This is a genomic window from Streptomyces lincolnensis (genome assembly GCF_021173675.1).
Classification (GTDB): Bacteria; Actinomycetota; Actinomycetes; order Streptomycetales; family Streptomycetaceae; genus Streptomyces; species Streptomyces lincolnensis_B.
The window spans coordinates 145,598-171,332 of record NZ_JAIHON010000007.1; the positions used below are offsets into that span (position 1 = coordinate 145,598).

Here is a 25,735-nt window from a genome sequence, read left to right on the forward strand (position 1 = left end):
GCACAGCACACGGGGCCTACCGCTCACCGGAAAAGCCGCCTTGGTGACCGCCGCGAGCCGCGGCATCGGCGCGGCCATCGCCCGCCGGCTGGCCCGCGAGGGTGCGGCCGTGGCCCTCACCTACCACTCGTCCCCCGAGCGAGCCGAGAAGATCGTCGCGGAGATCACGGCCGAGGGCGGCAGGGCCGTGGCGATCGCGGCCGACGCCACCGACGCCGGGGCGGTCCGTGCGGTGGTCGAGCGCACCGTCGAGGACCTGGGCCGCCTGGACATCCTGGTGAACAACGCGGGTGGTGGTCCCTTCGGGCCGATCGACGACCTCACGCTCGAGGAGTTCGACCAGTCCGTCGCGGTCAACGTGCGCTCGATGTTCGTCGCCACCCAGGAAGCGCTGCGGCACATGGGGGACGGCGGCCGGATCATCTCGATCGGCAGCGTCTACGCCGAGCGGATCCCGATCCCGTACGGCACGCTGTACGCCCTCTCCAAGGCCGCCGTCGGCGGTTTCACCCGCGCGCCGGCCCGGGAGCTGGGGCCACGGGCGATCACGGTGAACAACGTCCAGCCCGGTCCGGTCGACACCGATTCCAACCCCCGCGACGGTGAACTCGCCCAGGTGATGACCGCGTTGACCCCGGCGGGCCGGTACGCCTCTCCGGACGAGCTGACCGGTCTGATCGCCTACATCGCCGGGCCGGAGTCGGCGTTTCTGACCGGGGCGACGATCAGCATCGACGGCGGCTACACCGTCTAGGTGTGCTGTTCGGAGAGGTTGGTGACGCGGCTGGCGGTCGAGTTCCCCCAGGGAACTAGGGTGGGTTGTCCCGGGAATCCACAGGGGAGGATGCCGTGGCTCCGATCATCGAACTCGACTCGCCCACCTCCGAAGCGGTGGACGGCCGCCATATCCGGGCCCTCACCTTCCAGGATGTACGCCTGGAATACCTGACCTCGACCCTGCGCGGGCTCGGCATCGACGCGGCGGGCCGGGACGCGCTGGTCATCGGCAGCGGGCGGGGCGTCCTCGCCCGTGGCCTGGCGGAGCTCGGCTTCCATGTCGTCGCCCTCGACCCGTCCCCGAAGGCCACGGCCCTGGCGCGACAGGCATCCGAGGATGAGGCCGTCGAGACCGGCGGGACTGTCGAGACCGGCGGGGGCGTCGAGGGCGGCGGGGCCGTCGAATACGCCACGGCGCCGGCCGAGGACCCCGGCCTGGCCGGCTCGTCCTTCGACGTCGTCTTCTGTACCGACACCTTCGAGATCACCGACGACCTGGACGGGGTCCTCGCGCACGCTGCCCGCCTGCTGCGACCGGACGGTGTCCTGTTCTACGACACGGTCAACCGCACACCGGTGTCCCGGCTGATCTACCTCGGGGCCTTCCAGACCTTGCCGTTCACACGGATCATGCCCCGTCACCGCTACGCGGCCGCGCGGCTGCGTACGCCCGGCGAGGTCGAGGCCGCGCTCGCCGCGAACGGCCTGCGCCACGAGGGCGTCTGCTCCTTCAAGCCCGAGAGCGTCCTCGGCCTCGTGCGTGCCGTCATCGCGCGCCGGAGCGGGAAGATCACCGATGCGGCCATCCCCGCGATGACCGGCTTCGTCCTCGAACCCGACGGCAAGCCCGTCGTCACGTATCTCGGTCACGCCCGCCGCCCCTAGGCGCCCGCCCGCCTACGCGAGCCAGAGCGAGCCGCGCCGATGGCGCGCCGGAGGTATGTCCACGGCGTCCGCGGCATCGAGCGCGAGTTCGTCGGTGGTGGAGTTCAGCAGCCGCAGCAGAGTGCCTACTTGGGTGCGGAGTCGCTGTCGCGCCCGGCGTTCCTCCAGTGCGGACCACACGGCGACGGAGCGGTCCTGCTGGTACCGAGGGAAGGAGTAGACGTCCACCGTGCGGCGGACCGGGCGAGGTCGAGGCCTTCTGGACTCTCGTGCCGCGTCGGTGAGGCTCTGTGCGCTGTACCGGAGGTCATGGAGGACCACGGAACGCCAGGGCCTTCTCGATGAGGGGCCGGGTGTCCTCCGGCCGCGTGCAGGGGGCGGATGGTGGGCGGTGCGTGACACGGGACTCCGTTCGCGGCAACCGCCAGGTATCTCCTGGCGGGCTACCTGAAGCCCGTCGCCCCTGTCGAACGTGTGTTTCCCATGGGTGTCACCTTATCCGTGTCCCACCGGCGTCGCCGTCTTCTTGCGGGCGCGGTAGGCGGCGGCCTTGATCTTGTTGCCGCAGGACTCCATGCCACACCACTGGCGCCGCATGCCCCGGGAGCGGTCGATGTAGACCCGGGTGCACTCGGGGTTGCCGCACTCCTTGATCAGGGGGACGTCCGGGCCGCTGAGCAGTTCGACCGCCTGTCGGGCGACGGTGGCCAGGGCCTGGTCGGGCGTCGCCTCGGTGAGGCGTCCGGCCGGGGTGAGCTGAGGCGTCACGGGGGTCTTGCGGGCGGCGGCGTTGACCACGTCGAGCGCGTCCGGGTCGAACTCCTCGCCGAGGCGTCGGTCGGTGACGAGCCGGTAGACGGCCTCGCGCACGCTGATCGCCTCGCGGACGTCGTCCTCCCCGCCCGGCGTGATCGTGTCCACGAGTCCGGACTCCAGGTACCAGGCGTTCAGCCGTTCCGGTGTCACGAACATCTCGAACCGGGTCGAGCGCCGGGCACGAAGAGTGGCCGCGAAGTCGAGGGCGGGATGCCCGCAGACGAAAACATGGTCAAGATTCACATCACCATCCTGACAGGTGACTGCCGGGGAACGCAAGGCTCGTCACCGTTCCAGGGAGTGCCGACGGCCGCGAGCGCCTCGCCGTCACAGGCGGAGTTCGCGGCCCTGCCGGCGTCGGCGCAGCCAGCGGTCGTGGCTGGCGACCACGATCGCACCCGGACCGGCACCCAGGGCCGCTTCCAGTTCGTCGCACAGGCGCGGTGAGAGGTGGTTGGTGGGTTCGTCGAGCAACAGCAGCTGCGGCGGACGGGCCACCAGGAGCGCCAGTGCGAGCCGGCGGCGCTGCCCCACGGACAGCTGTCCGACCGGTTTGTCCAGGTCCGCCTCGTGCATCAGACCGAGCGAGCCCAGCGGCACCTTCTCCGCCCGCTCCGGGTCCAGTGACAACGCGTAGGTGTCGCGGACCGTGCGGTCGGGCCGCTCGAAGGCGGTGTCCTGGGTGAGCAGCCCCACCGTCAGACCGGGCTGCCTGTGCACCTCGCCCTCGGCCGGGAGGTGTCCGGCGAGCACGGCGAGCAGCGTGGACTTGCCCGCCCCGTTGCCGCCCGTGACCAGCAGCCGGTCGGTCGCCGACACCTCCAGAGCGTCCAGCTCCAGCCGGCCGGGCACCCGTACGCCGCCCAGGGACACCAGGGGCCCCGGGCTCTCCGTCGCCCGTGCGGCGAGGTCCCCGGCGGCGAACCGGAGCGGCCGGGGCGGTTCGGCGACCTGGGTGCGCTCCAGGTCCTCCAGCCGCCGGGTGGCGTTGCGGACCCGGCGGGAGATCTGGCTCTGCACCCGGCCCGCCCGGTGGCCGTAGCCCATCTTCTCGTTGTCGCGCGGCCCCGGTCCGGGGCGACCCGGCGCGCGGTGACCCCCGCGGAGTGGCGCAGCTCCTCCAGTTCCTCCTGCTCCTCGGCGTACCGCCGCTCCCAGCGCTCCCGTTCGGCGCGCTTCTCCGCGAGGTAGGCGGTGTAGTCGCCGCCGTGGCGGACCGGGCCGTCCACCGCCGGGTCGAGGTCGATCAGGTCGGTGCAGACGGCGTCGAGGAAGGCCCGGTCGTGGCCGGCGAGCACCACGGTCCCCGGCAGGGCGCGGAGCTGCTCCTCCAGGAAGGCGGCCGCGCCGTCGTCGAGGTGGTTGGTGGGCTCGTCCAGCAGCAGCGCCGGTGGCCGTCGGACGAGCAGCGCGGCCAGGGCCAGCCGGCCGCGCTGCCCGCCGGAGAGCGAACCGAGTGTGCGGTCGTGTCCGAAACCGCCGAGGCCCAGGCCCTCCAGCACCAGGACGGCACGGCGGTCGGCGTCCCAGGACTCGCGGTCCTGGGCGCGCTCCAGGCGCCTGCCGTAGGCGTCGAGGAGTTCCGGGTGGCCGGGGGCGTCCTCGGGGACACGGGCCAGTTCCGCGCCGAGCCGTTCCAGTTCGGCGAGGTCCGCCCGGGCCTCGTGCAGCGCGTCGTCCAGCACGGTGGCGATGGTCGCGTCCGCGTCGTACGGCAACTCCTGGTGCAGGAAGCCGAGTTCGGCGGGGCGCGTGACGTGTCCCGCGTCGGGTTCGTCCACGCCGGCGAGCACCCGCAGCAGGGTGGACTTGCCGACGCCGTTCTCCCCGATAAGGCCGATGCGGTGGCCGGGGGAGGCGGTCAGGGAGATGCCGTCGAGGACGCGGCGGCCGCCGAGGTCGCGGACGAGGTCGTGGGCGAGCAGAGCGGGCTGGGGCACAGCTGTCCCTCACATGTGTGTGATCGGTGATCGGCCCGCCGGGAACACGGCCGCGGACACGGGCCACTGCACATGCCGGCGGCTCACACCCCGAGGGCTCCCGTCTCCGTGAGTGTTCCGTCGGCCAGCCGCAGGCGGCGGCTCACCCCGATCTCGGCGAGGAACCGCTCGTCGTGGCTGACCACCATGAAGGCGCCCTGGTAGGAGTTGAGCGCATCCTCCAGCCGGCCCACGCCGACCAGGTCGAGGTTGTTGGTCGGCTCGTCCAGCAGGAGCAGGTGGGGGGCGGGTTCGGCGCACAGGACGCAGGCCAGGGTGGCGCGCAGCCGTTCACCGCCGGAGAGGACGCCGGCCGGCAGGTGCGCCCGCGGGCCACGGAAGAGGAAGCGGGCGAGCAGGTTCATGCGCTCCGCCTCGGGCCGTTCGGGGGCGAAGGCGGCGAAGTTCTCCGCCACGGTCCGATCCAGGTCCAGCAGGTCCAGGCGCTGCGAGAGATAGGCGATCCGGCCGTCGTTGCGTTTGATCTCCCCGCCGTCGGGGGCGAGTTCGCCGGTGACCAGACGCATCAGGGTGGTCTTTCCGGCGCCGTTGGGCCCGGTCAGGGCGATGCGCTCGGGGCCCCGGACACTGAAGTCCACGCCGCCTTCGGCGAACACGGGCCGGTCTCCGAGGCGGACCTGCATGCCCTCGCCGAGGAAGAGGGTGCGTCCGGCGGGCACCTGGGTGTCGGGCAGGTCCACGGTGAGGCGCTGCTCGTCGCGCAGGGCGCGTCCGGCCTCGTCCAGGCGGGCCTTGGCCTCGCCGACCCGGGAGGCGTGCATCTGGCCGGCCCGGCCCGCGGACTCCTGGGCGCCGCGCTTCATGGTGCCGGCGAAGATCCTGGGCAGGCCGGCGTTCTTGAGGTTCTTGGCGGCATTGCTCGCCCGGCGCTCGGCGCGCTCGCGGGCCTGCTGCAACTCGCGCTTCTCCCGCTTCAGTTCCTGTTCGGCGTTGCGGACGTTCTTCTCGGCGACCTCCTGCTCCGCGCGCACGGCCTCCTCGTACGCGGTGAAGGTGCCGCCGTACAGGCGCAGTTCGTCGCGGCCGAGTTCGGCGATGCGTTCCATGCGGTCGAGCAGCGCGCGGTCGTGGCTGACCAGCAGCAGACAGCCGTTGAAGTCGGACAGCACGTCGTAGAGCTTGTGGCGGGCGTCGAGGTCGAGGTTGTTGGTCGGCTCGTCCAGCAGCAGGACGTCGGGGCGCCTGAGGAGTTGGGCGGCGAGGCCGAGCGAGACGACCTGGCCGCCGCTGAGTGTGTCCAGGCGGCGGTCCAGGGCGAGGCCGGCCAGGCCCAGGCGGTCGAGCTGGGCGCGGGTGCGCTCCTCGATGTCCCAGTCGTCGCCGATGACGGTGAAGTGCTCCTCGGAGACGTCCCCGGACTCCACGGCGTCCAGGGCGCGGACCACCGCGGCGATGCCGAGGACTTCGGCGACCGTGAGGTCACCGGTCAGGGGCAGGTTCTGCGGGAGGTGGCCGAGAGTACCGCCGACGGTCACCGAGCCGGTGGCGGGCTTGAGTTCACCGGCGATCAGTTTGAGCAGGGTGCTCTTGCCGGAGCCGTTGGGGGCGACCAGACCGGTGCGGCCGCCGGCCACGGAGAACGACAGGTCGTGGAAGACAGGGGTGTCGTCCGGCCAGGCGAAGGAGAGGTTCGAGCAGACGATGGCGGCGTCGGACATGGAGATGACCTCGAGAAGGCGGTGGGCGGACAGCGTCCCGCCCTGGACTGACATGGGCAAAGGGGTACGACGAACCGGCCACATCGGCGGCGCTCCTCGGCGCGTCCGGTGGCCGTCAGATCCGGATCTCACCCGGAGATGTCGTCGTCACCCACCACGTCTGTGTCTCCTCGATACACGAACAACGTCGCCGACATCCTAACAACCACCCCGCTTGCCACGTGTGGCCACGTGTGACGGACGGTCGACCGCGACGATCCGACTTGCCCACCAGGAAAGTCAAAGGTAACTTTCCTCCTGGGAAAGTCGAACGCGGACGGGAGAGCGAGAGTCATGAGTACGCCGGTCGACGCCGAACAGGCATGGAAAGATCTCCAGCGCATCCGCGTGCCCCAGGAGCGGGTCTACGACGAGTTCGAGCGCACCGCGTCCGGCGGACGCGGCACGGCCTACGGCACGGCCGCGCTCATGTGGGTGTTCCTGACCGGCGTGGGCATGGACCCGCCCTGGTGGGGCGTCGGGCTGTTCATGACCGTCTACGTCGGCCTGTTGGGCGCGCTGTGCGTGAGGAACGGCCGCAGGACCCGGATGCAACTGCACCGCTCCCGCTGCACCGGGCGTATGTGGGCCGCGTTCGGTGCGGTGGCGGTCCTGGTCGGCGGGACGATCGTGCTGGCCGACCACCTGACCGAGTCACTGGCGCCGGTCTGCGCCGGCCCGGTCCAGGCCACGGCCGCGGTGGCCGTGTACCTGCTCTCCCTCGGTCCGGCCAACCGCTGGGCGGCGGACTCGGTGCGTAGCGGCGGCGAACCGGCGGTCGACGAGGCGACGGGTCGATGAGCACCCCCGCCGGGTTCGACGAGCTGATCCATCCCGCCACCCGGCTGTCGGTGGTCGCGCTGCTCGCCGCGACGGAGTGGGCGGACTTCGCGTTCGTCCGGGACAGCCTCTCGCTCAGCGACTCCGCGCTCTCCAAGCAGCTGCACACCCTGGAGGAGGCCGGATACCTGGAGCTCCACAAGGAGGGCGGCGGCCGCACCCGCCGCACCAGGGTGCGGCTGACGGACCGCGGCCGCACCGCCTTCGAGGGGCACGTCGCGGCGCTCCGGGCGATCGTGGAGGGCGCCGGCCGCCCGGCGGACGACACACCGTCGGAACGGCGACACCACTCGGGGGCAGGCCGATGACACCGAGGGACACCCTGCCGGTCGTCCGCGCGCGCGACGTGACGATGACGTACGGCGACATCGACGTCCTGCACGGCGTCGACCTGGACATCCACCACGGCGAGGTCTTCGCGCTGCTCGGCCCCAACGGTGCCGGGAAGACCACCACCGTCGAGATCCTGGAGGGCTTCCGGCGGCGCTCCGCCGGCGAGGTGAGCGTCCTCGGCACGGACCCGGAGCGCGGCGACGACGCCTGGCGGGGCCGGATCGGACTGGTCCTGCAGTCCTGGCGCGACCACCGCCGCTGGCAGGTCGGCGAACTGCTGACCCACTTCGCGACGTACTACGTCGACCCGCGCGACCCGGCCGGACTGCTGGATCTGGTCGGCCTCACCGACCAGGCCGCCCAGCGGGTGGACCGGCTCTCCGGCGGTCAGCGTCGACGGCTGGACGTCGCGCTCGGCATCGTCGGCCGCCCCGAACTCCTCTTCCTGGACGAGCCGACCACCGGCTTCGACCCGGAGGCCCGGCACGACTTCCACGTCCTGGTCGAACGACTGGCCCGCGACGAGGGCGTCACCGTCCTGCTCACCACCCACGACCTGGTGGAGGCCGAGCGGCTCGCCGACCGGATCGCCATGCTGGTCGGCGGCCGGATCCGGGCCTGCGGCACACCCGCGGAACTGGCCCGGCGGGCCGCCGCCCGGGCCGAGGTCCGCTGGACCGCCGACGACGGGACGCCCCGGCGCGAACGGACCGAGGACCCCTCCCGGCTGGTCTGGGAACTCCACCGGCTCGCGGACTCCCCGATCCCCGACCTGGAGGTGCGCCGCCCGACGCTGGAGGACACCTACCTGCACATGGTGAACCAGGAGGCCGCCGGAGCCGACGGGGCCGCGCACGAGGAGGTGCCGGCCGCATGAGGGGGACACCCATGACGAACACCTGGCGGGCCGGGCTCCAGCGCGGCGGCATCGAACTGCGGCACCTGCTGCGCAACGGCAAGGAGATGTCCGGCCATCTGACCAACGTGGTCGTCGTGCTGGTCGTCGTCGCCTACGTCGGCGACGACGTGCCCGGCACCCGGACCCCGATGGCCCACCTGATGATCGCGGGCTTCGCCGCCTACCTGCTGTTCCAGGTCGGGCTGATCAACCTCCCGCAGATCCTCGTCACCGAGCGGGAGGAGGGCACCCTGCTGCGGCTGCGCGCCACACCCGGCGGGATACCGGCCTACCTCGTCGCCAAGTGCCTGCTGGTGGTCGCCATGGCGTTCGGCACCCTGGCCCTGCTCCTGGCGGCCGCGGCGCTGCTGGTGGACGGGCCCCTGCCGCACGGTCCGGGCGGCTGGCTGACACTGCTGTGGGTCACCACGCTCGGGCTGCTCGCCGTCGTACCGCTCGGCGCGGCCGTGGGCGCCGTGCTGCCCAATCCCCGCGAGGCGCTGGCGTTGATCATGCTGCCGGTGATGGGGCTGCTGTTCATCTCCGGGACGGTGTTCCCGTTCACCTCGCTGCCCGTGCCGGTCCAGCAGGTGGCCGCGGTCTTCCCGCTCAAGTGGATGGCGCAGGGTCTGCGTTCGGCGCTGCTCCCGGACGCGGCACGGACCGCCGAGGCGGCCGGCGCCTGGGAACTGCCCCTGGTGGCCCTGGTCCTGACGGCCTGGGCGGTCCTCGGCTTCCTCCTCGCGGTGCCCCTGCTCCGTCGATCCGCCCGCCGCGAGTCCGGCTCCCGCCTGGCCGCACGCCACCGCAAGGCGGAACAGAGCGGCGCGCTGCCCGGGTGACGGGTCCGGCGGACCTGGCCGCCGACAGCGGGAGGGGACGCGACCGGGGGCCTGTCCGGCAGGTCTTGCCGGACAGGCCCCCGGTCCCACCAAGGGCTCAGCGCTTGAGCGTGAAGGTGAAGTCGCCGGAGAGTCTGCCGGTCAGCCGGACCGCCGAAACGAGCTTCCCCTCCCTGATCAACCGGTCGACGGCGGCCCGTGACAGACCGCACCCCTCCGCGACCACGCGCACCGGCCGGACCGGAATCCGCGCCGCGAAGCGGACCCGGACGTCGATCACCTCGCGGTCGAGATGGCCCGTTCCGCCGGTGTCGAGGCGCCAGGCGCCGTCCCAGTCGAGGGCGATGCGATTACGACGCCGTACCACCGGATCCTGGAGCAGTTCCGCCGCCAGGCCGGGGTCGTTGGCGTGCAGCCGATCCAGCAGCCCGGGTCGTACGGACCGCACGTTCATCCGCTCCAGGACCGTGAGCTTCGTTGTCGTCCCGCAGCCGGTGCAGAGCGCGAGGAGCCAGACGTCGAGGAGCTTGTGGTTCGCGTTGACACGGAATTTTCCGTCGGTCCGGAAGCGCCCGGACGCGCACGCGTGGCAACGCCGGAGAACGAGCGGCAGGCAGGTGGGCATGACCACCCAGTTTTCGAGCACAGAAGTACACCGGTTTCAGTGAGAAGTCCGCAGCAAAAAGCAGCGCGGCGCACACGTGCGACGCGCGACGAGTCAGCTCTCGGGAGGTCTCACACGGTGTACAACGGCACGTCCTTTCCTGGACGACTCGGTTCGGCCACACGGTAAGGGCGGCCGGCGGCGCTGTTCCACTCGTTTTCGAGCGCCTCGTGGGAAGCCGCGCGTACGGGATGTCGAGACCGGCGGGGCGGCTCCGTCCCAGGGGCAGACGCGGCCGGCGTGGCCGCACCGTCACGTACCGGAAGGACAGCCGCCATGGCCATCGCCGAGGACCTCGACCGCGCCACCGACTCGCAGTGGGACTGGGTCGCCGAGCACACCCGCACGTACCTGGCCTCGGGCGGCACCGAAGGTCATGAGAACAACGGCGTACACACCCTCGTGCTCGCCACGACCGGACGCCGGACCGGCACACCGCGCCGCACCTGCCTGATCTACGGCACCTCGGGCGCCGAGTACGTCGTGGTCGCCTCCAAGGGCGGTGCCGACAAGGACCCGGCGTGGTTCATGAACCTTGAGGCCGACCCCGATGTCGGGGTGCAGGTCGGCACCCGCCGGTTCACCGCCCGCGCCCGCGTCGCCACCCCGGCCGAACGCGCGTCCCTGTGGGCTCGGATGGTGGGCATCTTCCCGCTCTACGACGACTACGCGCGCCAGACCGACCGCGAGATCCCGGTCGTCCTGCTCACCCCGCTGGACGGCCCCCACTGAGCGGGTCCGCCGCGGATCGGCGGCTGCCCCACGACCGACGCCGTCGAGCGAGGAGATCCGCGGCACGCAGCGCACGCCCCGAGCCGGCGGCGGCCGTCGTGGCCGTCGGCTCGGGGCGGCGGTCGGGGAGCGCGAATCTCACGCCCGCCGTGGTGAAGGGCGAGTGGGGGAAGCAGGCCATATCTGTTTGCTTGCGCCAGTAAGCATGTCTACACTCGCGCCATGCGCGAAGACGACACCGTCCGCCTCACCGCCGACGAGCAGCACCTGATCCGGGCGCTGCGACCGGCCATGGCGGCCCTGATGCGGGACTTCGACGACGACCTGCAGAGGGCTCTACGGCTGAGCCACGCCGAGTACATCGCGCTGATGTTCCTGTCCGAGGCACCCGAGCGCACCATGCGGCTGAGCGATCTGGCCGAGCTGTGCCAGCAGTCCGCGTCGGCGATAGGGCGCACGGTCAAGCGCCTGGAGTCCGAGGCGCTGGTCAGGCGCGAGCAGTCCGTCCTGGACGCCCGCTCCGTCAACGCCGTACTGACCGACGCCGGTCTCGCCCGCCTGGAGCAGGCGGCACCGGTCCACATCGCCAGCGTCCGCCGCCACTTCTTCGACCAGCTCGACGGGATCGACCTCGGCAGACTCGCCCTCGCCTTCCAGCGCATCGCGCAGAACGACTGAGCCGCACGGTTCTTCGCGCCGTACGACGCCACCGGGTGTCACTGCTCGACGGTCTTCGCCGCGAGGCCGGTGAGCAGGGAGGCGTCGGCGTAGGCCCCGTTCCACACGGCGGTGAGGCGTTCGATCCTGCCCCAGGGGTCGAGTTCGAGGGCGGTGATGCCGCGCGGGACCGGACCGTCGGCGGCGGTCCATTCGTAGCCTCCGCCCGTGTCGTTACCCAGGACGTGCCGCACGCCGGTGCCGGCGCCGACGTAGGGCAGCAGGGCGGCGGCCTTGGTCAGGAAGGTCTGGATGCTGGAGCGGCTGGTGATCTGGAGGTGTGCCGGTACGTCCTCGTAGACGGCGTCCGTGGCGAAGAACCGCATGGCGGCGGGTATGTCGCCGCTGCGCAGGGCGTTCGCGAGCCCGGTGGCGACGCGCCGCATCAGGGGTGAGGCCGTCTCCCCGACGGTGGACTGCCGGAAGTCGGAGGGCCATTGGGCGGGGGGTTCCTCCTCCTTCCGCCAGCCGGCCACGCCGAACTGACGGGCGTCCCAGTAGTCGACCCAGCGCTCGATCCTGCCGTCGGGGCCGAAGTCGACCGCGCCGAAGTTGCGGACCTGGCCGGGGCCGAACATGCCCGGCGTGTCGGTGAAGACGAGGATCGCGCTGGTGGTGTCCCCGAGCAGCCGGGTGGGGTAGGACCTGCTGTCCTTCGGCCAGGTCGGGTACCACCCGGCCAGCGCGTCGCGCATGTCCTTCCAGGCGTACCAGTGCCAGCCGAGGATCGCGTCGATGTAGGTGAACCGCGTGCGGGAGAAGTACGACATCTGCCAGTCGAGGTTCTTGTCGCTCTTGGCCTGGTAGTAGCCGCGGATGTGCGCGGCCAGGGCCCGGGTGGCGTGGGAGGTGTCGGGCAGTACGTCGACGCCCTCGACGTACTGGGAGCCGCCGCGTCCTCGTGGTGCCGCCCACGCCTCGACGGGGGAGAGGAGTGAGGTCGCGGTGAGAGCGGTGGCGCCGACGGCGGCACCGCGCAGGAGATGGCGTCGTGTGGTTCCGCGACCGGCTCCGGCGTTGTCCTTCATGAGAGCTCGATTCCGTGGGTGGGGAGGGGCCGGCGCGGGAGGGGTGGGAACGTGCGCCGGTGGCTTGTTCACCGGGAGGCCCGGTGGGAGGTGACCTCGCCGTGGCCCTGCCAGGGGCGGACCAGCGTGAGCAGGGCGAGCGCGCAGAGGACCAGGGCGCCGAGCATGATCAGGCCCATGGGGAGCGAACTGGCCTGCCCGAAGAGCCCGACCAGTGAGGAGGCGAGCGCGCCGCACAGGAACTGGAGGCCGCCCAGGAGCGCGGAGGCCGCTCCGGGCGCCGTGCGGCCGAGGTGCTGTCCGAGGGTGATGGCGGCCGGGACGGTGGTGCCGAACGCGGCCACGGTCACGAACTGGGTGATCCAGGCCGCCGTGAGACTCTCGCCCACGGTGGCCGTGAGCAGCACCTGGGCGAGCGCACCCCCCGTGGCCAGGGCGACGGAGCAGGTCAGCAGGGTGTTCATCCGCACGCGGTGGGCCAGCCGGGAGAAGACGGTACCGGCGGCGAGCTGGCCGGCGGAGTTGACGGCGAAGACCACCGCGTACATGCCGGCGGACAGGCCGTGGATGCGTTCGAAGACGAAGCTGGAGCCGCTGATGTAGGCGAAGAGCGCCGCCGAGCTGAGGCCCAGCACCAGCGTGTGCCCCAGGAAGGCCCGGTGGCGCACCAGGTGGCCCATCGCGCGGAACGTGCCGGGCAGACCGCCGCGGTGTCGCCGCCGCGGCGGAAGCGACTCCGGCACGCCGACGATCACGCCGACGGCCAGCAGCACACCGATCACGCAGAGCGCCAGGAACACGGCCCGCCACGACGAGACCGCCATGATCCCGCCGCCGATGACCGGTGCCACGACGGGAGCCACGCACAGGATCTGGCCGAGCAGGGCGATGTACCGGGCCACGTCATGGCCGTGGAAGCGGTCGAGGATCACCGCCCGGGCGAGCACCATGCCGGCGGCGCCGGCCACACCCTGGACGAAGCGCGCGGCCACGAGTGCCTCGACGCCGGGAGCCAGCGCGCAGGCCAGCGCGGCGAGGGCGAATCCGAGACAGCCGGCGACCAACGGCCGGCGGCGGCCGAGACCGTCGCTGAGCGGGCCGATGACGAGCTGCCCGACCACCACTCCGGCCAGGAACGCCGTCAGGGTGAGCTGGACGGCCGAGCCGCCCGTGTGCAGTGAGGCGCCCATCGCGGGGAAGCCCGGCACGTACATGTCGATGGCCAGCGGGCCGGCCGCGGTCAGCAGGCCCAGGACGAGCAGCAGGCCTGCCCTGGACCCGCCAGGGCCCGGCGGTGCGGAGGGTCTTGCGTGCTCCGCGGCCCGTGGGTCCGCGGTGAGGGGACCGGGCTGGTCGCTGTGCTTCATGCCTCCCGTTCTACGATTGATTACTCGCGCACGCAAGTTAAAAGTTACGTACGCAAGCAAATTTTTGCCTTCCGGGACCGGTCCCGAGCAGCGGTGCCACACTGCGTACGTCCTTGGTGACGCGCTGCCGATGGGGTGGAGGAAGACCGTGGTGGTCACGTCGGAACCGGTCGACGAACGGCTCGGCCGTCTGCTCAGCACCCACCCGGTGGCCGGCGGGCGGTACTGGAACACCGGGCTCAAGGCGCTGGCGTTCGGCCTCGGCGGCGTCCTCCTCATGGCCGTCCTGATCGCCCGCCCGGACTTCGTCGTGGGGAAGCTGCTCGGCATCGCGGTGATCCCCACGATCGCCGGACTGCCCATCGCCGCGCTCCAGTTGACCCGCGCCCTGCGGGGCGGCCGGGGCGAGACCTACGAGCTGTACGAGAACGGCCTCGCGCACCGCAGGCCGGGCAGGGTCCGAAGCTGGACCTGGGAGCAGGTGGCCGTGGTGCGCGCCGCCCCGGACGCCGCGGGCGAGGCGCCCGCCGAGATCCCGTACGTGCGCCTGTCCCGGAGCCTGGGCCGGAACTTCCGTTGTGCGGTGCGGTTCACCGACGGATCCCGGATCAGGATCGACGGGTACACCGCCGATGGACCCGTCATCGCCCGGACGCTGCTCGCCCGGCGCCCCGACGCGGTCCCCGTGAAGAGCGCGCGCAAGGGCCCGTTGATCTGGCTCGGGACGCTGCCGCTGGTCGGCGCGGCCTTCGCCGTACCCCTCGTGGTCATGTTCCGGCACCTGAACTCCACCGGCGCCGACGACACCGGCGACGGCGTGATCGTCGCGATGGCACTCGGGATGATCGTCTGCGCCGTCGGGGTGGCCCTGGCCTTCGGGGGCTTCGTCGCGGCGCTCCTGTCCCTGAGCCGGACCCGTCAGGGCGACGCCGGCCCTCGGCAGGACGGCGGGCAGGACCCGGTCTGGCGATCCTCTGGGGGCCGCGCCCGGCCCTCAGGCCGCGCCCGGTCCTCGTCCGTCCGGTCGGTCCTCGTCGGTTCGGTCACTCCGACCGGCCCACGAGTACAGGTGCTCGGGCCGGCCCGCGGCGCCGTAGCGCAACTCGACGCGCAGGGTGCCGTCCGCGGCCATGGAGGCCAGGTAGCGCTGGGCCGTCGCGCGGGAGATGCCCAGGTGCTCGGCGACCTGACTGGCGGTGAGCGGGCCGTTCATCGAGCGGACCGTGTCGGCCACGAGCTTGCCGGTGGGGGTGGTGCGCGGGTGGCGGACCCGGCCGGTGCGGTCGGCGCCGTGCAGGGCGCGCAGCGCCCGGTCCACCTGGTCCTGGGCCAGGGGCCGGTCGGCGGCCAGCTGGGTGCGGTAGCGGGCGTAGGCCCTCAGACGGTCCCTGAGGTCGCGGTCGTCGAACGGCTTGATCAGGTAGCCGATGGCGCCACCGCTCAGCGTCGCCCGCACCTGGGCGGCCTCCGCGCCCGCCGTCACCATCAGCACGTCACCGGTCAGTTCCGGCAGTACCTCCGACCCCAGGCGGTCGGGCAGATACAGGTCGAGCAGGGTCAGGTCCGGGCGCAGCGCGCGGCACAGCTCCACGGCCTGGAGGGCGGAGTGCGCGGTGCCCACGACGGTGAACCCGTCGGTCGCCGTGACGAAGCGGGCGTGCATCTCGGCGACGCGGTAGTCGTCGTCCACGACCAGGACCCTGATCACTGTTCGCCTCCGTGGGTTCCGGCCCGCTCCGTCCCGGCGGGCGGCCGGCGCTCCAGTACGCCGGGTATGCGGGCCAGGAAGACGGCGCCGTGCTCGTCTCCACCGGCCTGGCCCAGGCGCAGTTCGCCGCCGTGCTTGGCCACCAGCTGGCGGGCGAGGGCGAGCCCGATGCCGTGGCCGGCGCCTTCCTCGGGATGCCGGGTGGTGAACCCGAGGTGGAAGAGCCGCTCGGCGTCCTCGGCCCGGACCCCGTCGCCGCTGTCGGCCACCGCCACGTGCAGCGTATCCCCCTCGGCCAGCACACCGAGCTCCGCCCAGGCCGGTTGCCGACGGCCGCCCCGCGCCGCCCGGACGGCGTTGTCGATCAGGTTGCCGATCACGCTGACCACGTCCAGCGGTTCGGTGAGCCGGACCGGCAGGTAGGAGTCCTCGTCCAGGCGCAGTCGTACGCCGTGCTCGGAGGAGGTCGCCGTCTTGGCCGCCAGCAGCCCGCGCAGGTAGGGGTCGGCGATCCGGGCGCCGTCGCGGCCCTCGGTGGCCAGCGGGGCGGCGGCGAGTTCGCGCAGATAGGCCTGTGCCTCCGTGATGTCTCCGGCGCCGAGCATGCCGGCGAGCGTGTGCAGCCGGTTGGTGTACTCGTGCGCCTGGGCGCGCAGGGCGTCCGACAACGCGCGCAGCGCCGACCGCTCCCGCTCCAGCTCGTCGACCTCGGTACGGTCCCGCAGGGTCAGCACATGACCGAGGTCCTCCTGCTCGCGCCGCACCGACTGCGCGGTCAGCACCAGCAGCCGGGGCCCGACCACCGCCACGCTCTGGCGCAGCTCCTGACGCCCCGCCAGGGCGCGGTGCACCGCCGCCGGCAGCTCCGCCCGGTCGAGCGGGGTACCGGGCGCCACCGGGCCGCCGAGCAGCCGGGCCGCCTCCTCGTTGCACGCCGTGACCCGGTTCGCGGGATCGACGGCGACCACCCCGTCGCCCACCCCGTGCAGGACGGCCTGCTGCTCCCGCACCAGCTCGGTCAGCTCCGCCGGTTCCAGGCCGAGGGTCTGCCGTTTGAGCCGCCGGGCCAGCAGGACCGCCGCGGCCACGCCGATCAGCAGCGCCCCCGCCGACAGCGCGCCCTGCTCCCGCACGAGCGGAACGGCCGCCCGCAACGCCGTGCTGACCCGCACGCCCGTACTGACCTCGCCGACGACCGAGCCGTCCACGCTCCGCAGGGGGACCTTGGCCCGCGCGGAGTCGCCGAGCGTGCCGCGCTGGATGGACACCGACTCGTGGCCGTCCAGCGCGGTGGGCGGCGTACTGACCTTCTTGCCGACCTCGGCGGAGTCCGGATGCGACCAGCGGATCCCCTTCCGGTCGGTCACCACGACGAAGAGCATGCCGGTGCGCCGCCGCACCGCCTGCGCCGTGCGCTGCACCTCGCCGCCCGGATCCGACCCGGCGGAGACCCGCCGCGCCAGGACCGGGTTCTGGGCGACGGTCCTGGCCACCGCGAGCGCGCGCTGCTCGTACTGCCGCTCGGCGGACTGCCGCAGCAGATGTGCCGTCACCGCGAATCCGGCGCCCAGGACGACGACGAGGACGACGACCTGGGCGAGCAGCGCCTGCGTGGCGATCCGGGAACGGGACATGGCAGTAGCGTATAAGCACGCACACCGAAATCGGGCCGTGCGCAAAACGAGCAGAATGCGCGGAAAGATTTCCGGCTCCATCAATTAACGCAACCGTTACGCCTCTGGTGGCGCGGGTTCCTTTCTGCGTACGGTGCCCGGCAGAATTCCCGGGGCATTCGGCGGAACGCGTTCGCGAAAAGGTCCCGGGTCCCCGTCCCGGAAACTAGGGAAAGCTGAATGCGCATGATGGCAGCGTTGGCATCACAGTCCGCGAAGGCGGCCTCCACGGGCGTGCCCTGGTCCGGCCACGACACCTGGCTGCTGGCCCTGGTGGGCCTCTCCATCGTGGTGGTCGTCCTCCTCGTCAGCTGGGCGAGAGTCCACGCTTTCCTGGCCCTGATGCTCGGCGCCTTCACGGTTTCCCTGCTGTCGGGAGCGGGCCTGGACAAAGCGGCGGACTCCTTCACCACCGGTCTCGGCAACACCACCGGAAAGGTCGGAATCCTCATCGTCCTCGGCGCGGTTCTCGGCCGCCTGATGGCGGACTCCGGGGGCATCGACCAGATCGTGACGACACTGACCCGCCTCACCGGGCCGAAACACCTGCCGTGGGCCGTCACCGCCGTCGCGTGCGTCGTCGGCCTGCCGATGTTCTTCGAGGTCGGCTTCGTCATGCTGGTCCCGCTCGTCCTGCAACTCGCCCGGCGCACCGAGCAGCCGGTGCTGCGGGTGGGGATCCCCGCCATGGCCGGCCTCGCCACCGTGCACGCCCTGATACCGCCGCACCCCGGTGTCCTGGTCGCCGTCACCGCCGTACACGCCGACATCGGCCTCACCCTCGCCTACGGCCTGCTCGTCGCCGTCCCCTGTGCCGTCGTGGTCGGGCCCCTGTTCACGGCGTACGTCTGGCCGCGGGTCACCGCGAGTCCTCCCGAGGCGGCGCTGGAGGCGTTCACCACCACGGTGTCCCGGACCGCCGGCGGCGCGCTGACGGCAGGCGTGGCAGGGTCCGGCCCGGCGGGCGCGATGCCGGGGCCGGGGGCCCGTGTGCCGGCGGGCGCCGTGGCCGCCGCGGGCACGGCCGTGGCCGAGCCCCCGCGAGCGGTTCGCGAGACCGGCGACGGCGGGGCGGGACTGCCCGGGGACAACCGCCGTATGCCGCGCTTCTCGGTGACGCTCGCGACGATCCTGCTGCCGCTCGCGCTGATGATGCTCAAGGCGTCCTGCGACACCTTCCACTGGGCCGGCGGCGGGCTGCTCAGCGCGATCGAGTTCCTCGGCACCCCGGTCGTCGCCCTGCTGGTCGCCGTACTGGTGGCCCTGTTCACCTTCGGCTGGTCGGTGGGCGCCTCGCGCCGGCAGGTCCACGAGACGCTGTCGCGTTCGTTCACGCCGATCGCCGGCGTCCTGGTCATCGTCGGAGCGGGCGGCGGCTACTCCCAGGCGCTGCATGACTCCGGCGTCAACGACGCGATCGGCCGGGCCGCCACCCATCTGCACATCCCGCTGATCCTGCTGGCCTGGCTGGTCGCCGCGCTCATGCGCACCGCGACGGGTTCCGGCACGGTGGCCACCGTCGCCGCGGCCGGCATCATCGGTCCGCTGGCGCACGGTCTGGACTCCACCCACGCGGCTCTGCTGGCCCTCGCGCTCGGCTCGGGCGCGGCCTTCCTGGGGCATGTCAACGACGCCTCGTTCTGGATGTTCAAGGAGTACTTCGGGCTCACCGTGAGCGGCACCCTGCGCACCTGGACCGTCTCCCACACGCTGCTGTCCCTGACGTCCCTCGGCGCCATCCTCGCGCTTACGGCCGTGGTGTCCTGACCGACGGATGGCGCGGCGCGAGTCGGCTCAGGGTCGCCCGGGTCAGCGCGAGTCGGCTCAGGGGCGCCGGTGGCCGCCGGTGGACTCCCGGACCACCACCGAGAACCGGCCGACGAACTCCTCCGGCTCCCTCGGGAGGTCCGGCTGTTCGATCCGGCGGGCCAGGAGGGTGACCGCGCGCTCGGCCATCGTGTCGTGGTCCGGATCGACGGTGGACAGCGCGGGGACGAGGAACTCGCTCTCCTCGATGTTGTCGAAGCCGATCACCTTGACCTGCTCCGGCACGCGCACCCCGGTGTCGGCCAGGCCGCGCAGCACGCCCATGGCCACGGTGTCCGTCACGCAGAACACGCCGTCGAAGTCGAGTCCGCTCTCGACCATCCGCCGGGCGCACCGGGCCCCCTCGGCCATGGTGAACGACGTCAGACACTGCTCCAGACCCGGATCCAGGGGCAGACCGGCGCTCTTCAGCGCCTGCCGGTAGCCGGTCCGGCGCAGGCTCGACACGTCGACGTCCTCGCCCACCGACCCGCGCAGGAACGCGACGCGCCGGCAGCCCCGTTCGACCAGGTGCCGCGTCGCCGCCCGGGACGCCTCGACATTGGGCATGGCCACGTGGTCCACGGGCCCGCCGAAGATCCGCTCGCCCAGGATGACCACCGGGTGGTCCACCTTGAGCCAGTCGGCGTCGGCCGGCCCCATGCCCACGGTGCTGAGGATGAGGCCGTCGTACATGCGGTTGCGCGACAGGGAGAGGGCCTCCAGTTCGTTCTCCCGTCGCGCGCGGGTCTGTTCGATGCTCACGTGCAGGCCGAGTGGCGCGGCCGCGTTGACGATGGCGGCGGCCAGCCGGCCGTAGTAGGGGCGGTTCACCTCGGGCACGGCCAGACCGATGGTGCCGGTGCGGCCCTTGCGGAGGTTGCGGGCGGAGACGTTGACGCGGTAGCCGAGCCGGGCCATCGCATCGAGGACCTTCGCCCGTGTCGTCTCGCGCACGTTGGGGTGGCCGTTGATGACATTGGAGACGGTCATCGCCGAGACGCCGGCCGCCTTCGCCACGTCCTGGATCGTCGCCATGATCACCCCCGGGTCTGCGGTGCCGAGATCGCCCGGCACCATTATCGGAGAGGAACCTCCCGGACGGATCAGACCAGCGGTGCCTGGACGGTGACGAACGAGTGGGGCGGCAGCGTCAGGGTCAGGCCCCGGTCGGTGATCTTCAGGGCGTCGAAGGGGCGCGGGGCGACGGCCGCCGAGGCGTCCGGGGTGTTGTGGGCCTGGAGCGTGTCGGCCGTCAGCAGCCGGGCGGTCGGCTCGCCGATTCCGCCGCCGCGCAGGTCGAGCGTCACCTCGGCGGGTTCCTCGGCGTCCAGGTTGGACAGGGAGACGAGTACCTTCCCGTCCTTGACGCTCGCCGAGGCGGACAGGGTCTCCAACTCGGCGTCCCCGACACGGCGGACGCCCTGGGCGCGCAGGTGGACGGCGAGCGAAGTGGCGTCCTGATGGCCCTTGTTCATCTCGAACACGTGGTACGTCGGGGTCAGCACCAGCGCGTCGCCGTCGGTGAGGACCATCGCCTGCAGGACGTTGACGGTCTGGGCGATGTTGGCCATGTACAGGCGTGCGGCGTGCTTGTGGAAGATGTCGAAGTGGGTGCTCGCCACGAGCGCGTCGCGCAGGGTGTTCTGCTGGAACAGGAAACCCGGGTTGGTGCCCGGTTCCACGTCCCACCACGTGCCCCACTCGTCCAGGACCAGTCCGACCGTACGGCCGCGGTCGTAGAGGTCCATGACCGTGGAGTGGCCGGTGAGGATCTCGTCGATCTTCCGGGCGGAGACCATCGTCCGGTAGTAGTCGTCGGTGTCGAATCCGGTCGCGCTGCCCTTGGCCTCCCAGGGGCCGGAGAGCGTGTAGTGGTGGACGGAGATGCCCTGGAAGAAGGTGCGCGGGGTGGCCTCGCAGCCGAAGCAGTTGATCTGCTCCATCAGGGTGCGGGTCCAGGCGTAGTCCGCGTCGGACGCGCCGGAGGCGATGCGGTAGAGCTTGTTGTCGCCGTGGTCCCGGCAGTACGTGGCGTACTGCCGGGCCAGGTCGGCGGAGTACTCGGCGCGCATGTTGCCGCCGCAGCCCCAGGTCTCGTTGCCGATGCCCCAGAACCTCACCCGCCAGGGCTCCTCGCGGCCGTTGGCCTTGCGCAGCCGCACCATCGGGCTGTCGCCGTCGCGGGTGAGGTACTCGACCCACTCGCTCATCTCCCGCACCGTGCCGGAGCCGACGTTGCCGCTGATGTACGGCTCCGTGCCGAGGAGTTCGCACAGGGCCATGAACTCGTGGGTGCCGAAGTGGTTGTTCTCCTCGACGTTGCCCCAGTGGGTGTTGACCATCCGGGGGCGCTGCTCGCGGGGACCGATGCCGTCCATCCAGTGGTACTCGTCGGCGAAACAGCCGCCCGGCCAGCGCAGGTTGGGGATGTTCAGGGCCCGCAGGGCCTCGACGACGTCGAGACGGATGCCGCCCTCGTTGGGGATCGGTGAGTCCTCGCCGACCCAGAAACCGCCGTAGACGCAGCGGCCGAGGTGCTCGGCGAAGTGGCCGTAGAGGTGTCGGCTGATCGTCGGGCCCTCGATGTCGAGGTTGATGACCGCGGTGGCGTCCGGCACGTAGGCGCTCCTGGGTGAGGTTGTTTGTATCGATAAAAATCACCTCCGGGCGGGTCCCGAGTCAAGACCTGGGTGCGAGTCGAGACCCAAGGGCGCCGCATCCCCGGGGGCGGGCTTCAGCACCTCAGCTCCTCAAGGCGCTCCAGCTCGTCGCGCAACGACTCCCGCTCCTGCGCGGTGAGCGGGGTCGCGGCGGCTCTCGCGAGCGCGGACGTCGCGGTCCCTTCGTCGCCCAGGCGCCCGGCGACGTCCGCCCGGAGCACCAGCAGGCGGAACAACTGCACGGGAGCGGGCGGCGCGTCCTCGCCGCGCAGCACCCGGTCGATGATCTTCGCGGCGGCGGCCGGGTCGTCCCGGGAGTCCGCGAAGAGGGAGGCGTGGTGCAGGGCGCGGGCGAAGGGTTCCGTGGGTGCGGGCCGGTGGCGCTGGTCGGGGCTGGTCGGCTGCCCGACGCGCAGGCAGTTGCCGCCCGGGTCGGTCATGAGGAACTGCCGGACGCCGTGCGAGGTGTCCCTGAGCGCCCCTATGCGCGGCAGGCCGCGGGTCGGGATGCTTCCGTACGCCGTCTTGAGGCCGGACCGGAAGTCCTCGTGCAGTCGGTCGACGTCGTCGGTGCGGATGTAGCACGTGCTGTAGGACTGCGCCGGCTCGTACCGCTTCATCCCGAAGAAGTGCAGGTGGATGTCGGCGCGCTCCACGACCGCGTAGGGATTGGGGCTGTTCTGCCGGAAGGTCACCTCGAACCCCAGCGCGGTGTAGAAGTCGAGGACGGGCTGGAGGGCGTGGCACGGCAGCATCGGAATGGTCTTCTCGCTCATGGCCGCTAGATTAGTCAAAGTTGATTAGCTGGGGAGGGTCTTTTCGGCCCGGCGTGTGCTGGACTTGGGCCCATGGACGCACGCGTGGTCGGAGTGGACGTCGGCTCGGTGGCTCTGGGCCGGTTCGCCTGGGCCGCGCTCGACACGCCGGCCCTGTCCGTCGCCGGGCAGGGGAGCGACCCCGAGGGCGCCGTTCAGTCCCTGGTGGCGGGTCTGGGGGCGGACCGCCGGGCCGCGCTGGTGCTGGAGGCGCCGATGTCGGTGCCGGTTCCCGCCACCGACCGGGCCGACGGGTGGAGCGCGCTGGGCCGGGCGCGCGCGGGGGAGGGGAACCGCCCGTGGTCGGCGGGCGCCGGTGCGGGTGTCCTGGCCACGGGTGTCGCGCAGGCCGCGTGGATGCTGGGCAGGCTCGCCGACGCCGCGCCCGGTACGACGGTGACCACGCGGCCGGAGCGCTGGACCGCCCCGCACGGCCCCCGACTGCTGGTGGCCGAGGCGCTGGTCTCCGGCACGGGCAAGCCCGTCCCCACGGCCGCCGGTCCGCACGCCGCCGACGCGGAGGCGGCCTGCCGCGCCCTGGCCGAGCGGTTGCGACGACCGTCCGACCTCGCCTCCGACGTGCGCTGCGCGCCGCACCGCCCCTTCAACCTGGTGGCCGCGGCCACGCTGTGGGCAGGACTGGACATCGCCGCCGACGAACTCCACCAGGACGTGCTGGTCGTGCGCGCCCGTCCGGTCCGTGTCGACGCGGATCAGGACCGTACCGCCACCACGGTGGGCCCGTTCGGCCCTGTCCGGGATCCCGGCGACGGGTGAGAGTGGGGAAGGCGGGGACCCGCACGCTGCCCGCCCCGAGCCCAGACCCGGAAGGCAATCCTCATGCCCGTCGACACCCAGAAGGCGCCCGCCGAGCTCACGGACGACGAGGTACAGGCACTGGACGCCCACTGGCGCGCCGCGAACTACCTGTCCGTCGGCCAGATCTACCTGATGGCGAACCCGCTGCTGACCGAGCCGCTGCTCCCGGAACACGTCAAACCGCGACTTCTCGGCCACTGGGGCACCTCACCAGGACTGAACCTGGTGCACACCCACCTCAACCGCGTCGTCAAGGCCCGTGCCCGCGACGCCCTGTGCGTATGGGGCCCCGGCCACGGCGGCCCGGCCGTGCTCGCCAACGCGTGGCTGGAGGGGTCGTACACCGAGACGTACCCGGACATCACCCGGGACGCCGACGGAATGGCCCGCCTGTTCAAGCAGTTCTCGTTCCCCGGCGGAGTGCCCAGCCACGTCGCCCCGGAGACACCCGGCTCCATCCACGAGGGCGGCGAACTCGGCTACTCCCTGTCGCACGCCTACGGCGCCGCCCTCGACAACCCCGATCTGCTGGTGGCCTGCGTCATCGGCGACGGCGAGGCGGAGACCGGGCCGCTGGCCGCCTCCTGGCACTCCAACAAGTTCCTGGATCCGGTGCACGACGGCGCCGTCCTGCCGATCCTGCACCTGAACGGCTACAAGATCGCCAACCCGACGGTGCTCGCCCGCCTCCCCGAGTCCGAACTCGACGACCTGCTGCGCGGCTACGGCCACGAGCCGATCCACGTCACCGGCGACGACCCCGTCGCCGTACACCGGGCCATGGCCGCCGCCATGGACGAGGCCGTGGAGCGCATCGACGCCATCCAGCGCGCCGCACGCGAGGAAGGGACAGGAGAGCGCGCCGCGTGGCCCGTGATCGTGCTGCGCACCCCGAAGGGGTGGACGGGCCCGGCCGAGGTCGACGGCCTGCCGGTCGAGGGGACCTGGCGCTCCCACCAGGTCCCGCTGTCCGCCGTCCGCGACAACCCCGACCACCTGCGGCAGTTGGAGGCATGGCTGCGTTCCTACCGTCCGGAGGAACTGTTCGACGAACAGGGCCGCCCCCGGGCCCAGGTGCTCTCCTGCGTGCCCGACGGCACCCGCCGGCTCGGCGCCACCCCGCACGCCAACGGCGGCCTGCTGCTACGCGAGTTGCCGCTGCCGGAGCTGGAGACGTACGCCGTGCCGGTCGACAAGCCCGGCGCCTCGATGCACGAGCCCACCCGCGTCCTGGGCGACGTCCTGGAACACGTCATGCGCAGGACGCAGGACCGCCGCGACTTCCGGATCGTGGGCCCCGACGAGACCGCCTCCAACCGGCTCCAGGCGGTCTACGCGGCGAGCGGCAAGGCCTGGCAGGCGCAGACCCTGCCGGTCGACGAGCACCTGGACCGGCACGGCCGGGTGATGGAGATCCTCTCCGAACACACCTGCCAGGGCTGGCTGGAGGGATACCTCCTGACCGGGCGGCACGGGCTGTTCTCCTGCTACGAGGCGTTCGTGCACATCGTCGACTCGATGGTCAACCAGCACATCAAGTGGCTGCGGGTGACCCGCCGGCTGCCCTGGCGCGCCCCGGTCGCCTCCCTCAACTACCTGCTCACCTCACACGTGTGGCGCCAGGACCACAACGGCTTCTCCCACCAGGACCCCGGCTTCGTCGACCACGTCCTCAACAAGAGCCCCGAGGTCGTCCGGGTCTACCTGCCGCCGGACGCCAACACGCTGCTGTCGGTGGCCGACCACGCCCTGCGCAGCCGCGACTACGTCAACGTGATCGTGGCCGGCAAGCAGCCCTGCTTCGACTGGCTGTCCATGGACCAGGCCCGGGCGCACTGCGCGCGCGGCGCCGGGATCTGGGACTGGGCCGGGACCGAGGACGGCTCCCGCGAGCCCGACGTGGTGCTCGCGGCCGCGGGTGACGTGCCCACCCAGGAGGTACTGGCCGCGGCGCAGCTGCTGCGCCATCAGCTGCCGGACCTGTCCGTCCGGGTCGTCAACGTCGTCGACCTGGCCCGGCTGCTGCCGCGGGAGGAGCACCCGCACGGTATGCCGGACGCGGAGTACGACGCGCTGTTCACCCCCGACAAACCGGTGATCTTCGCCTACCACGGCTATCCCTGGCTCGTGCACCGCCTGGCCTACCGCCGCACCGGCCACAAGAACCTGCACGTACGCGGCTACAAGGAGATCGGTACGACGACCACCCCGTTCGACATGGTCGTCCGCAACGACCTCGACCGCTACCGGCTCGTCATGGACGTCATCGACCGCGTCCCCGGCCTCGCGGTGCGCGCCGCGGCCCTGCGGCAGCGGATGGAGGACGTCCGGCTGCGCCACCACGCCTGGATCCGCGAACACGGCACCGACCTGCCCGAGGTCGCCGACTGGACCTGGGACGGCTGACGGGCACCGGACCGGTCGCAAGGGGTTCACCTGGCACGGCTGAGCGGCACCGGACCGGTCGCAACGGGCGGCGCCTGGTGAGGAGTTGGTCCCTCACCAGGCGGCGCCCGTTGCCCGTGCGCGCCTTCAGGGCGCACGGGCGGGGGCGGACGGCGCAGGGCCGGGAGCAGGCGGACGGCCCGTGTGCGCCCTGTCGGGGCTCCCGCCGGGCGCCTACCGTGGCGCCACGGCCCTGCGGAAGGGATGCGG

General features: G+C 72.1%; 23 protein-coding genes and 1 pseudogene. 11 read left to right on the forward strand and 13 right to left on the reverse strand.

Features of this window, described 5'->3' with window-relative positions; all coding sequences use genetic code 11:
- Window positions 1-43 precede the first annotated feature (43 nt).
- Window positions 44-754 carry an SDR family NAD(P)-dependent oxidoreductase gene (locus K4B79_RS21635; RefSeq protein ID WP_232028487.1) on the forward strand — a complete coding sequence of 237 codons (711 nt, stop codon included), beginning with the start codon at window positions 44-46 and terminating at the stop codon, window positions 752-754.
- Between the two features lie 95 nt (window positions 755-849).
- Window positions 850-1,662, forward strand: coding sequence for a class I SAM-dependent methyltransferase (locus tag K4B79_RS21640; protein WP_232028488.1), 813 nt, complete (start codon window positions 850-852; stop codon window positions 1,660-1,662).
- 12 nt (window positions 1,663-1,674) lie between these two features.
- On the opposite strand, the gene K4B79_RS21645 is transcribed toward K4B79_RS21640, so the two are convergent.
- The 4 genes and pseudogenes from K4B79_RS21645 to K4B79_RS21665 form a co-directional block, all read right to left on the reverse strand.
- Entirely contained in the window at window positions 1,675-1,890 is a 216-nt protein-coding gene (locus K4B79_RS21645) for a hypothetical protein (RefSeq protein WP_232028489.1), read from the reverse strand.
- 267 nt (window positions 1,891-2,157) lie between these two features.
- Complete coding sequence (locus K4B79_RS21650; RefSeq protein WP_232028490.1) at window positions 2,158-2,721, reverse strand: CGNR zinc finger domain-containing protein; 564 nt, start codon at window positions 2,719-2,721, stop codon at window positions 2,158-2,160.
- Between the two features lie 84 nt (window positions 2,722-2,805).
- Window positions 2,806-4,418 (reverse strand): annotated as a pseudogene (locus K4B79_RS47850) (ABC-F family ATP-binding cassette domain-containing protein).
- Window positions 4,419-4,501: 83 nt separating this feature from the next.
- Window positions 4,502-6,136: an ABC-F family ATP-binding cassette domain-containing protein gene (locus K4B79_RS21665; protein ID WP_232028896.1), complete on the reverse strand. Its 1,635-nt coding sequence runs from the start codon at window positions 6,134-6,136 to the stop codon at window positions 4,502-4,504.
- A gap of 333 nt (window positions 6,137-6,469) precedes the next feature.
- Here K4B79_RS21665 and K4B79_RS21670 point away from each other — a divergent pair, with 333 nt between their 5' ends.
- Genes K4B79_RS21670 through K4B79_RS21685 form a run of 4 tightly spaced genes read left to right on the forward strand, consistent with a single transcriptional unit; the run spans window position 6,470 to window position 9,088 of the window.
- Complete coding sequence (locus tag K4B79_RS21670) at window positions 6,470-6,976, forward strand: hypothetical protein (RefSeq protein WP_232028492.1); 507 nt, start codon at window positions 6,470-6,472, stop codon at window positions 6,974-6,976.
- Window positions 6,973-7,323 (forward strand): transcriptional regulator, encoded by a 351-nt coding sequence (locus tag K4B79_RS21675; RefSeq protein WP_232028493.1) that lies wholly within the window; start codon window positions 6,973-6,975, stop codon window positions 7,321-7,323. Before K4B79_RS21670 ends, K4B79_RS21675 begins: the two co-directional genes overlap by 4 nt.
- Complete coding sequence (locus K4B79_RS21680) at window positions 7,320-8,225, forward strand: ABC transporter ATP-binding protein (RefSeq protein ID WP_232028494.1); 906 nt, start codon at window positions 7,320-7,322, stop codon at window positions 8,223-8,225. Before K4B79_RS21675 ends, K4B79_RS21680 begins: the two co-directional genes overlap by 4 nt.
- A gap of 11 nt (window positions 8,226-8,236) precedes the next feature.
- Window positions 8,237-9,088, forward strand: a complete 852-nt coding sequence (locus tag K4B79_RS21685; protein WP_232028495.1) for an ABC transporter permease — start codon at window positions 8,237-8,239, stop codon at window positions 9,086-9,088.
- Between the two features lie 97 nt (window positions 9,089-9,185).
- Here the strand turns inward: K4B79_RS21685 and K4B79_RS21690 are convergent, their stop codons facing one another.
- Window positions 9,186-9,713, reverse strand: coding sequence for a DUF1062 domain-containing protein (locus tag K4B79_RS21690; RefSeq protein ID WP_232028496.1), 528 nt, complete (start codon window positions 9,711-9,713; stop codon window positions 9,186-9,188).
- Window positions 9,714-10,028: 315 nt separating this feature from the next.
- On the opposite strand from K4B79_RS21690, the gene K4B79_RS21695 reads away from it, so the two are divergent.
- A complete protein-coding gene (locus tag K4B79_RS21695; protein ID WP_232028497.1) occupies window positions 10,029-10,484 on the forward strand; it encodes a nitroreductase family deazaflavin-dependent oxidoreductase in 456 nt (151 codons plus the stop codon).
- A 222-nt stretch (window positions 10,485-10,706) separates the two neighbouring features.
- Window positions 10,707-11,162, forward strand: a complete 456-nt coding sequence (locus K4B79_RS21700; RefSeq protein WP_232028498.1) for a MarR family winged helix-turn-helix transcriptional regulator — start codon at window positions 10,707-10,709, stop codon at window positions 11,160-11,162.
- A 38-nt stretch (window positions 11,163-11,200) separates the two neighbouring features.
- Here K4B79_RS21700 and K4B79_RS21705 read toward each other — a convergent pair whose 3' ends face one another.
- From K4B79_RS21705 to K4B79_RS21725, 5 genes are all read right to left on the reverse strand, one after another.
- Entirely contained in the window at window positions 11,201-12,229 is a 1,029-nt protein-coding gene (locus K4B79_RS21705; protein ID WP_232028499.1) for a hypothetical protein, read from the reverse strand.
- 68 nt (window positions 12,230-12,297) lie between these two features.
- On the reverse strand, window positions 12,298-13,596 hold the full coding sequence (locus K4B79_RS21710; protein ID WP_232028500.1) for a multidrug effflux MFS transporter: 1,299 nt from the start codon (window positions 13,594-13,596) through the stop codon (window positions 12,298-12,300).
- 411 nt (window positions 13,597-14,007) lie between these two features.
- Window positions 14,008-14,367, reverse strand: a complete 360-nt coding sequence (locus K4B79_RS21715; protein WP_232028501.1) for a hypothetical protein — start codon at window positions 14,365-14,367, stop codon at window positions 14,008-14,010.
- Between the two features lie 223 nt (window positions 14,368-14,590).
- Window positions 14,591-15,304, reverse strand: a complete 714-nt coding sequence (locus K4B79_RS21720) for a response regulator (RefSeq protein WP_232028502.1) — start codon at window positions 15,302-15,304, stop codon at window positions 14,591-14,593.
- The gene (locus K4B79_RS21725; RefSeq protein ID WP_232028503.1) at window positions 15,301-16,938 is read right to left on the reverse strand and encodes a sensor histidine kinase; all 1,638 of its coding nucleotides are present in this window, start codon (window positions 16,936-16,938) and stop codon (window positions 15,301-15,303) included. Before K4B79_RS21725 ends, K4B79_RS21720 begins: the two co-directional genes overlap by 4 nt.
- Before the next feature lie 237 nt (window positions 16,939-17,175).
- On the opposite strand from K4B79_RS21725, the gene K4B79_RS21730 reads away from it, so the two are divergent.
- A complete protein-coding gene (locus K4B79_RS21730) occupies window positions 17,176-18,744 on the forward strand; it encodes a GntT/GntP/DsdX family permease (RefSeq protein ID WP_232028504.1) in 1,569 nt (522 codons plus the stop codon).
- A 57-nt stretch (window positions 18,745-18,801) separates the two neighbouring features.
- On the opposite strand, the gene K4B79_RS21735 is transcribed toward K4B79_RS21730, so the two are convergent.
- The 3 genes from K4B79_RS21735 to K4B79_RS21745 form a co-directional block, all read right to left on the reverse strand.
- Window positions 18,802-19,821 (reverse strand): LacI family DNA-binding transcriptional regulator, encoded by a 1,020-nt coding sequence (locus K4B79_RS21735; RefSeq protein ID WP_232028505.1) that lies wholly within the window; start codon window positions 19,819-19,821, stop codon window positions 18,802-18,804.
- A gap of 68 nt (window positions 19,822-19,889) precedes the next feature.
- The gene (locus K4B79_RS48320; protein WP_232028506.1) at window positions 19,890-21,404 is read right to left on the reverse strand and encodes an alpha-N-arabinofuranosidase; all 1,515 of its coding nucleotides are present in this window, start codon (window positions 21,402-21,404) and stop codon (window positions 19,890-19,892) included.
- Between the two features lie 116 nt (window positions 21,405-21,520).
- On the reverse strand, window positions 21,521-22,222 hold the full coding sequence (locus K4B79_RS21745) for a bleomycin resistance protein (protein WP_232028507.1): 702 nt from the start codon (window positions 22,220-22,222) through the stop codon (window positions 21,521-21,523).
- Between the two features lie 72 nt (window positions 22,223-22,294).
- Between K4B79_RS21745 and K4B79_RS21750 the strand changes: the two genes are divergently transcribed.
- On the forward strand, window positions 22,295-23,038 hold the full coding sequence (locus K4B79_RS21750) for a hypothetical protein (protein WP_232028508.1): 744 nt from the start codon (window positions 22,295-22,297) through the stop codon (window positions 23,036-23,038).
- A 63-nt stretch (window positions 23,039-23,101) separates the two neighbouring features.
- A complete protein-coding gene (locus K4B79_RS21755; RefSeq protein ID WP_232028509.1) occupies window positions 23,102-25,486 on the forward strand; it encodes a phosphoketolase family protein in 2,385 nt (794 codons plus the stop codon).
- The last annotated feature ends 249 nt before the right edge of the window (window positions 25,487-25,735 follow it).

What these genes read in the sequence shown, in the direction of transcription:
- K4B79_RS21675 (WP_232028493.1), top strand. Translation starts at nt 6,973, where the DNA reads ATGAGCACCCCCGCCGGGTTCGACGAGCTGATCCATCCCGCCACCCGG.
- K4B79_RS21690 (WP_232028496.1), bottom strand. Translation starts at nt 9,713, where the DNA reads ATGCCCACCTGCCTGCCGCTCGTTCTCCGGCGTTGCCACGCGTGCGCG.
- K4B79_RS21715 (WP_232028501.1), bottom strand. Translation starts at nt 14,367, where the DNA reads ATGACCACGAGGGGTACGGCGAAGGCCGCGCCGACCAGCGGCAGCGTC.
- K4B79_RS21750 (WP_232028508.1), top strand. Translation starts at nt 22,295, where the DNA reads ATGGACGCACGCGTGGTCGGAGTGGACGTCGGCTCGGTGGCTCTGGGC.
- K4B79_RS21710 (WP_232028500.1), bottom strand. Translation starts at nt 13,596, where the DNA reads ATGAAGCACAGCGACCAGCCCGGTCCCCTCACCGCGGACCCACGGGCC.
- K4B79_RS21735 (WP_232028505.1), bottom strand. Translation starts at nt 19,821, where the DNA reads ATGGCGACGATCCAGGACGTGGCGAAGGCGGCCGGCGTCTCGGCGATG.
- K4B79_RS21670 (WP_232028492.1), top strand. Translation starts at nt 6,470, where the DNA reads ATGAGTACGCCGGTCGACGCCGAACAGGCATGGAAAGATCTCCAGCGC.
- K4B79_RS21685 (WP_232028495.1), top strand. Translation starts at nt 8,237, where the DNA reads ATGACGAACACCTGGCGGGCCGGGCTCCAGCGCGGCGGCATCGAACTG.
- K4B79_RS21705 (WP_232028499.1), bottom strand. Translation starts at nt 12,229, where the DNA reads ATGAAGGACAACGCCGGAGCCGGTCGCGGAACCACACGACGCCATCTC.
- K4B79_RS21665 (WP_232028896.1), bottom strand. Translation starts at nt 6,136, where the DNA reads ATGTCCGACGCCGCCATCGTCTGCTCGAACCTCTCCTTCGCCTGGCCG.
- K4B79_RS21755 (WP_232028509.1), top strand. Translation starts at nt 23,102, where the DNA reads ATGCCCGTCGACACCCAGAAGGCGCCCGCCGAGCTCACGGACGACGAG.
- K4B79_RS21700 (WP_232028498.1), top strand. Translation starts at nt 10,707, where the DNA reads ATGCGCGAAGACGACACCGTCCGCCTCACCGCCGACGAGCAGCACCTG.
- K4B79_RS21725 (WP_232028503.1), bottom strand. Translation starts at nt 16,938, where the DNA reads ATGTCCCGTTCCCGGATCGCCACGCAGGCGCTGCTCGCCCAGGTCGTC.
- K4B79_RS21680 (WP_232028494.1), top strand. Translation starts at nt 7,320, where the DNA reads ATGACACCGAGGGACACCCTGCCGGTCGTCCGCGCGCGCGACGTGACG.
- K4B79_RS21745 (WP_232028507.1), bottom strand. Translation starts at nt 22,222, where the DNA reads ATGAGCGAGAAGACCATTCCGATGCTGCCGTGCCACGCCCTCCAGCCC.
- K4B79_RS21695 (WP_232028497.1), top strand. Translation starts at nt 10,029, where the DNA reads ATGGCCATCGCCGAGGACCTCGACCGCGCCACCGACTCGCAGTGGGAC.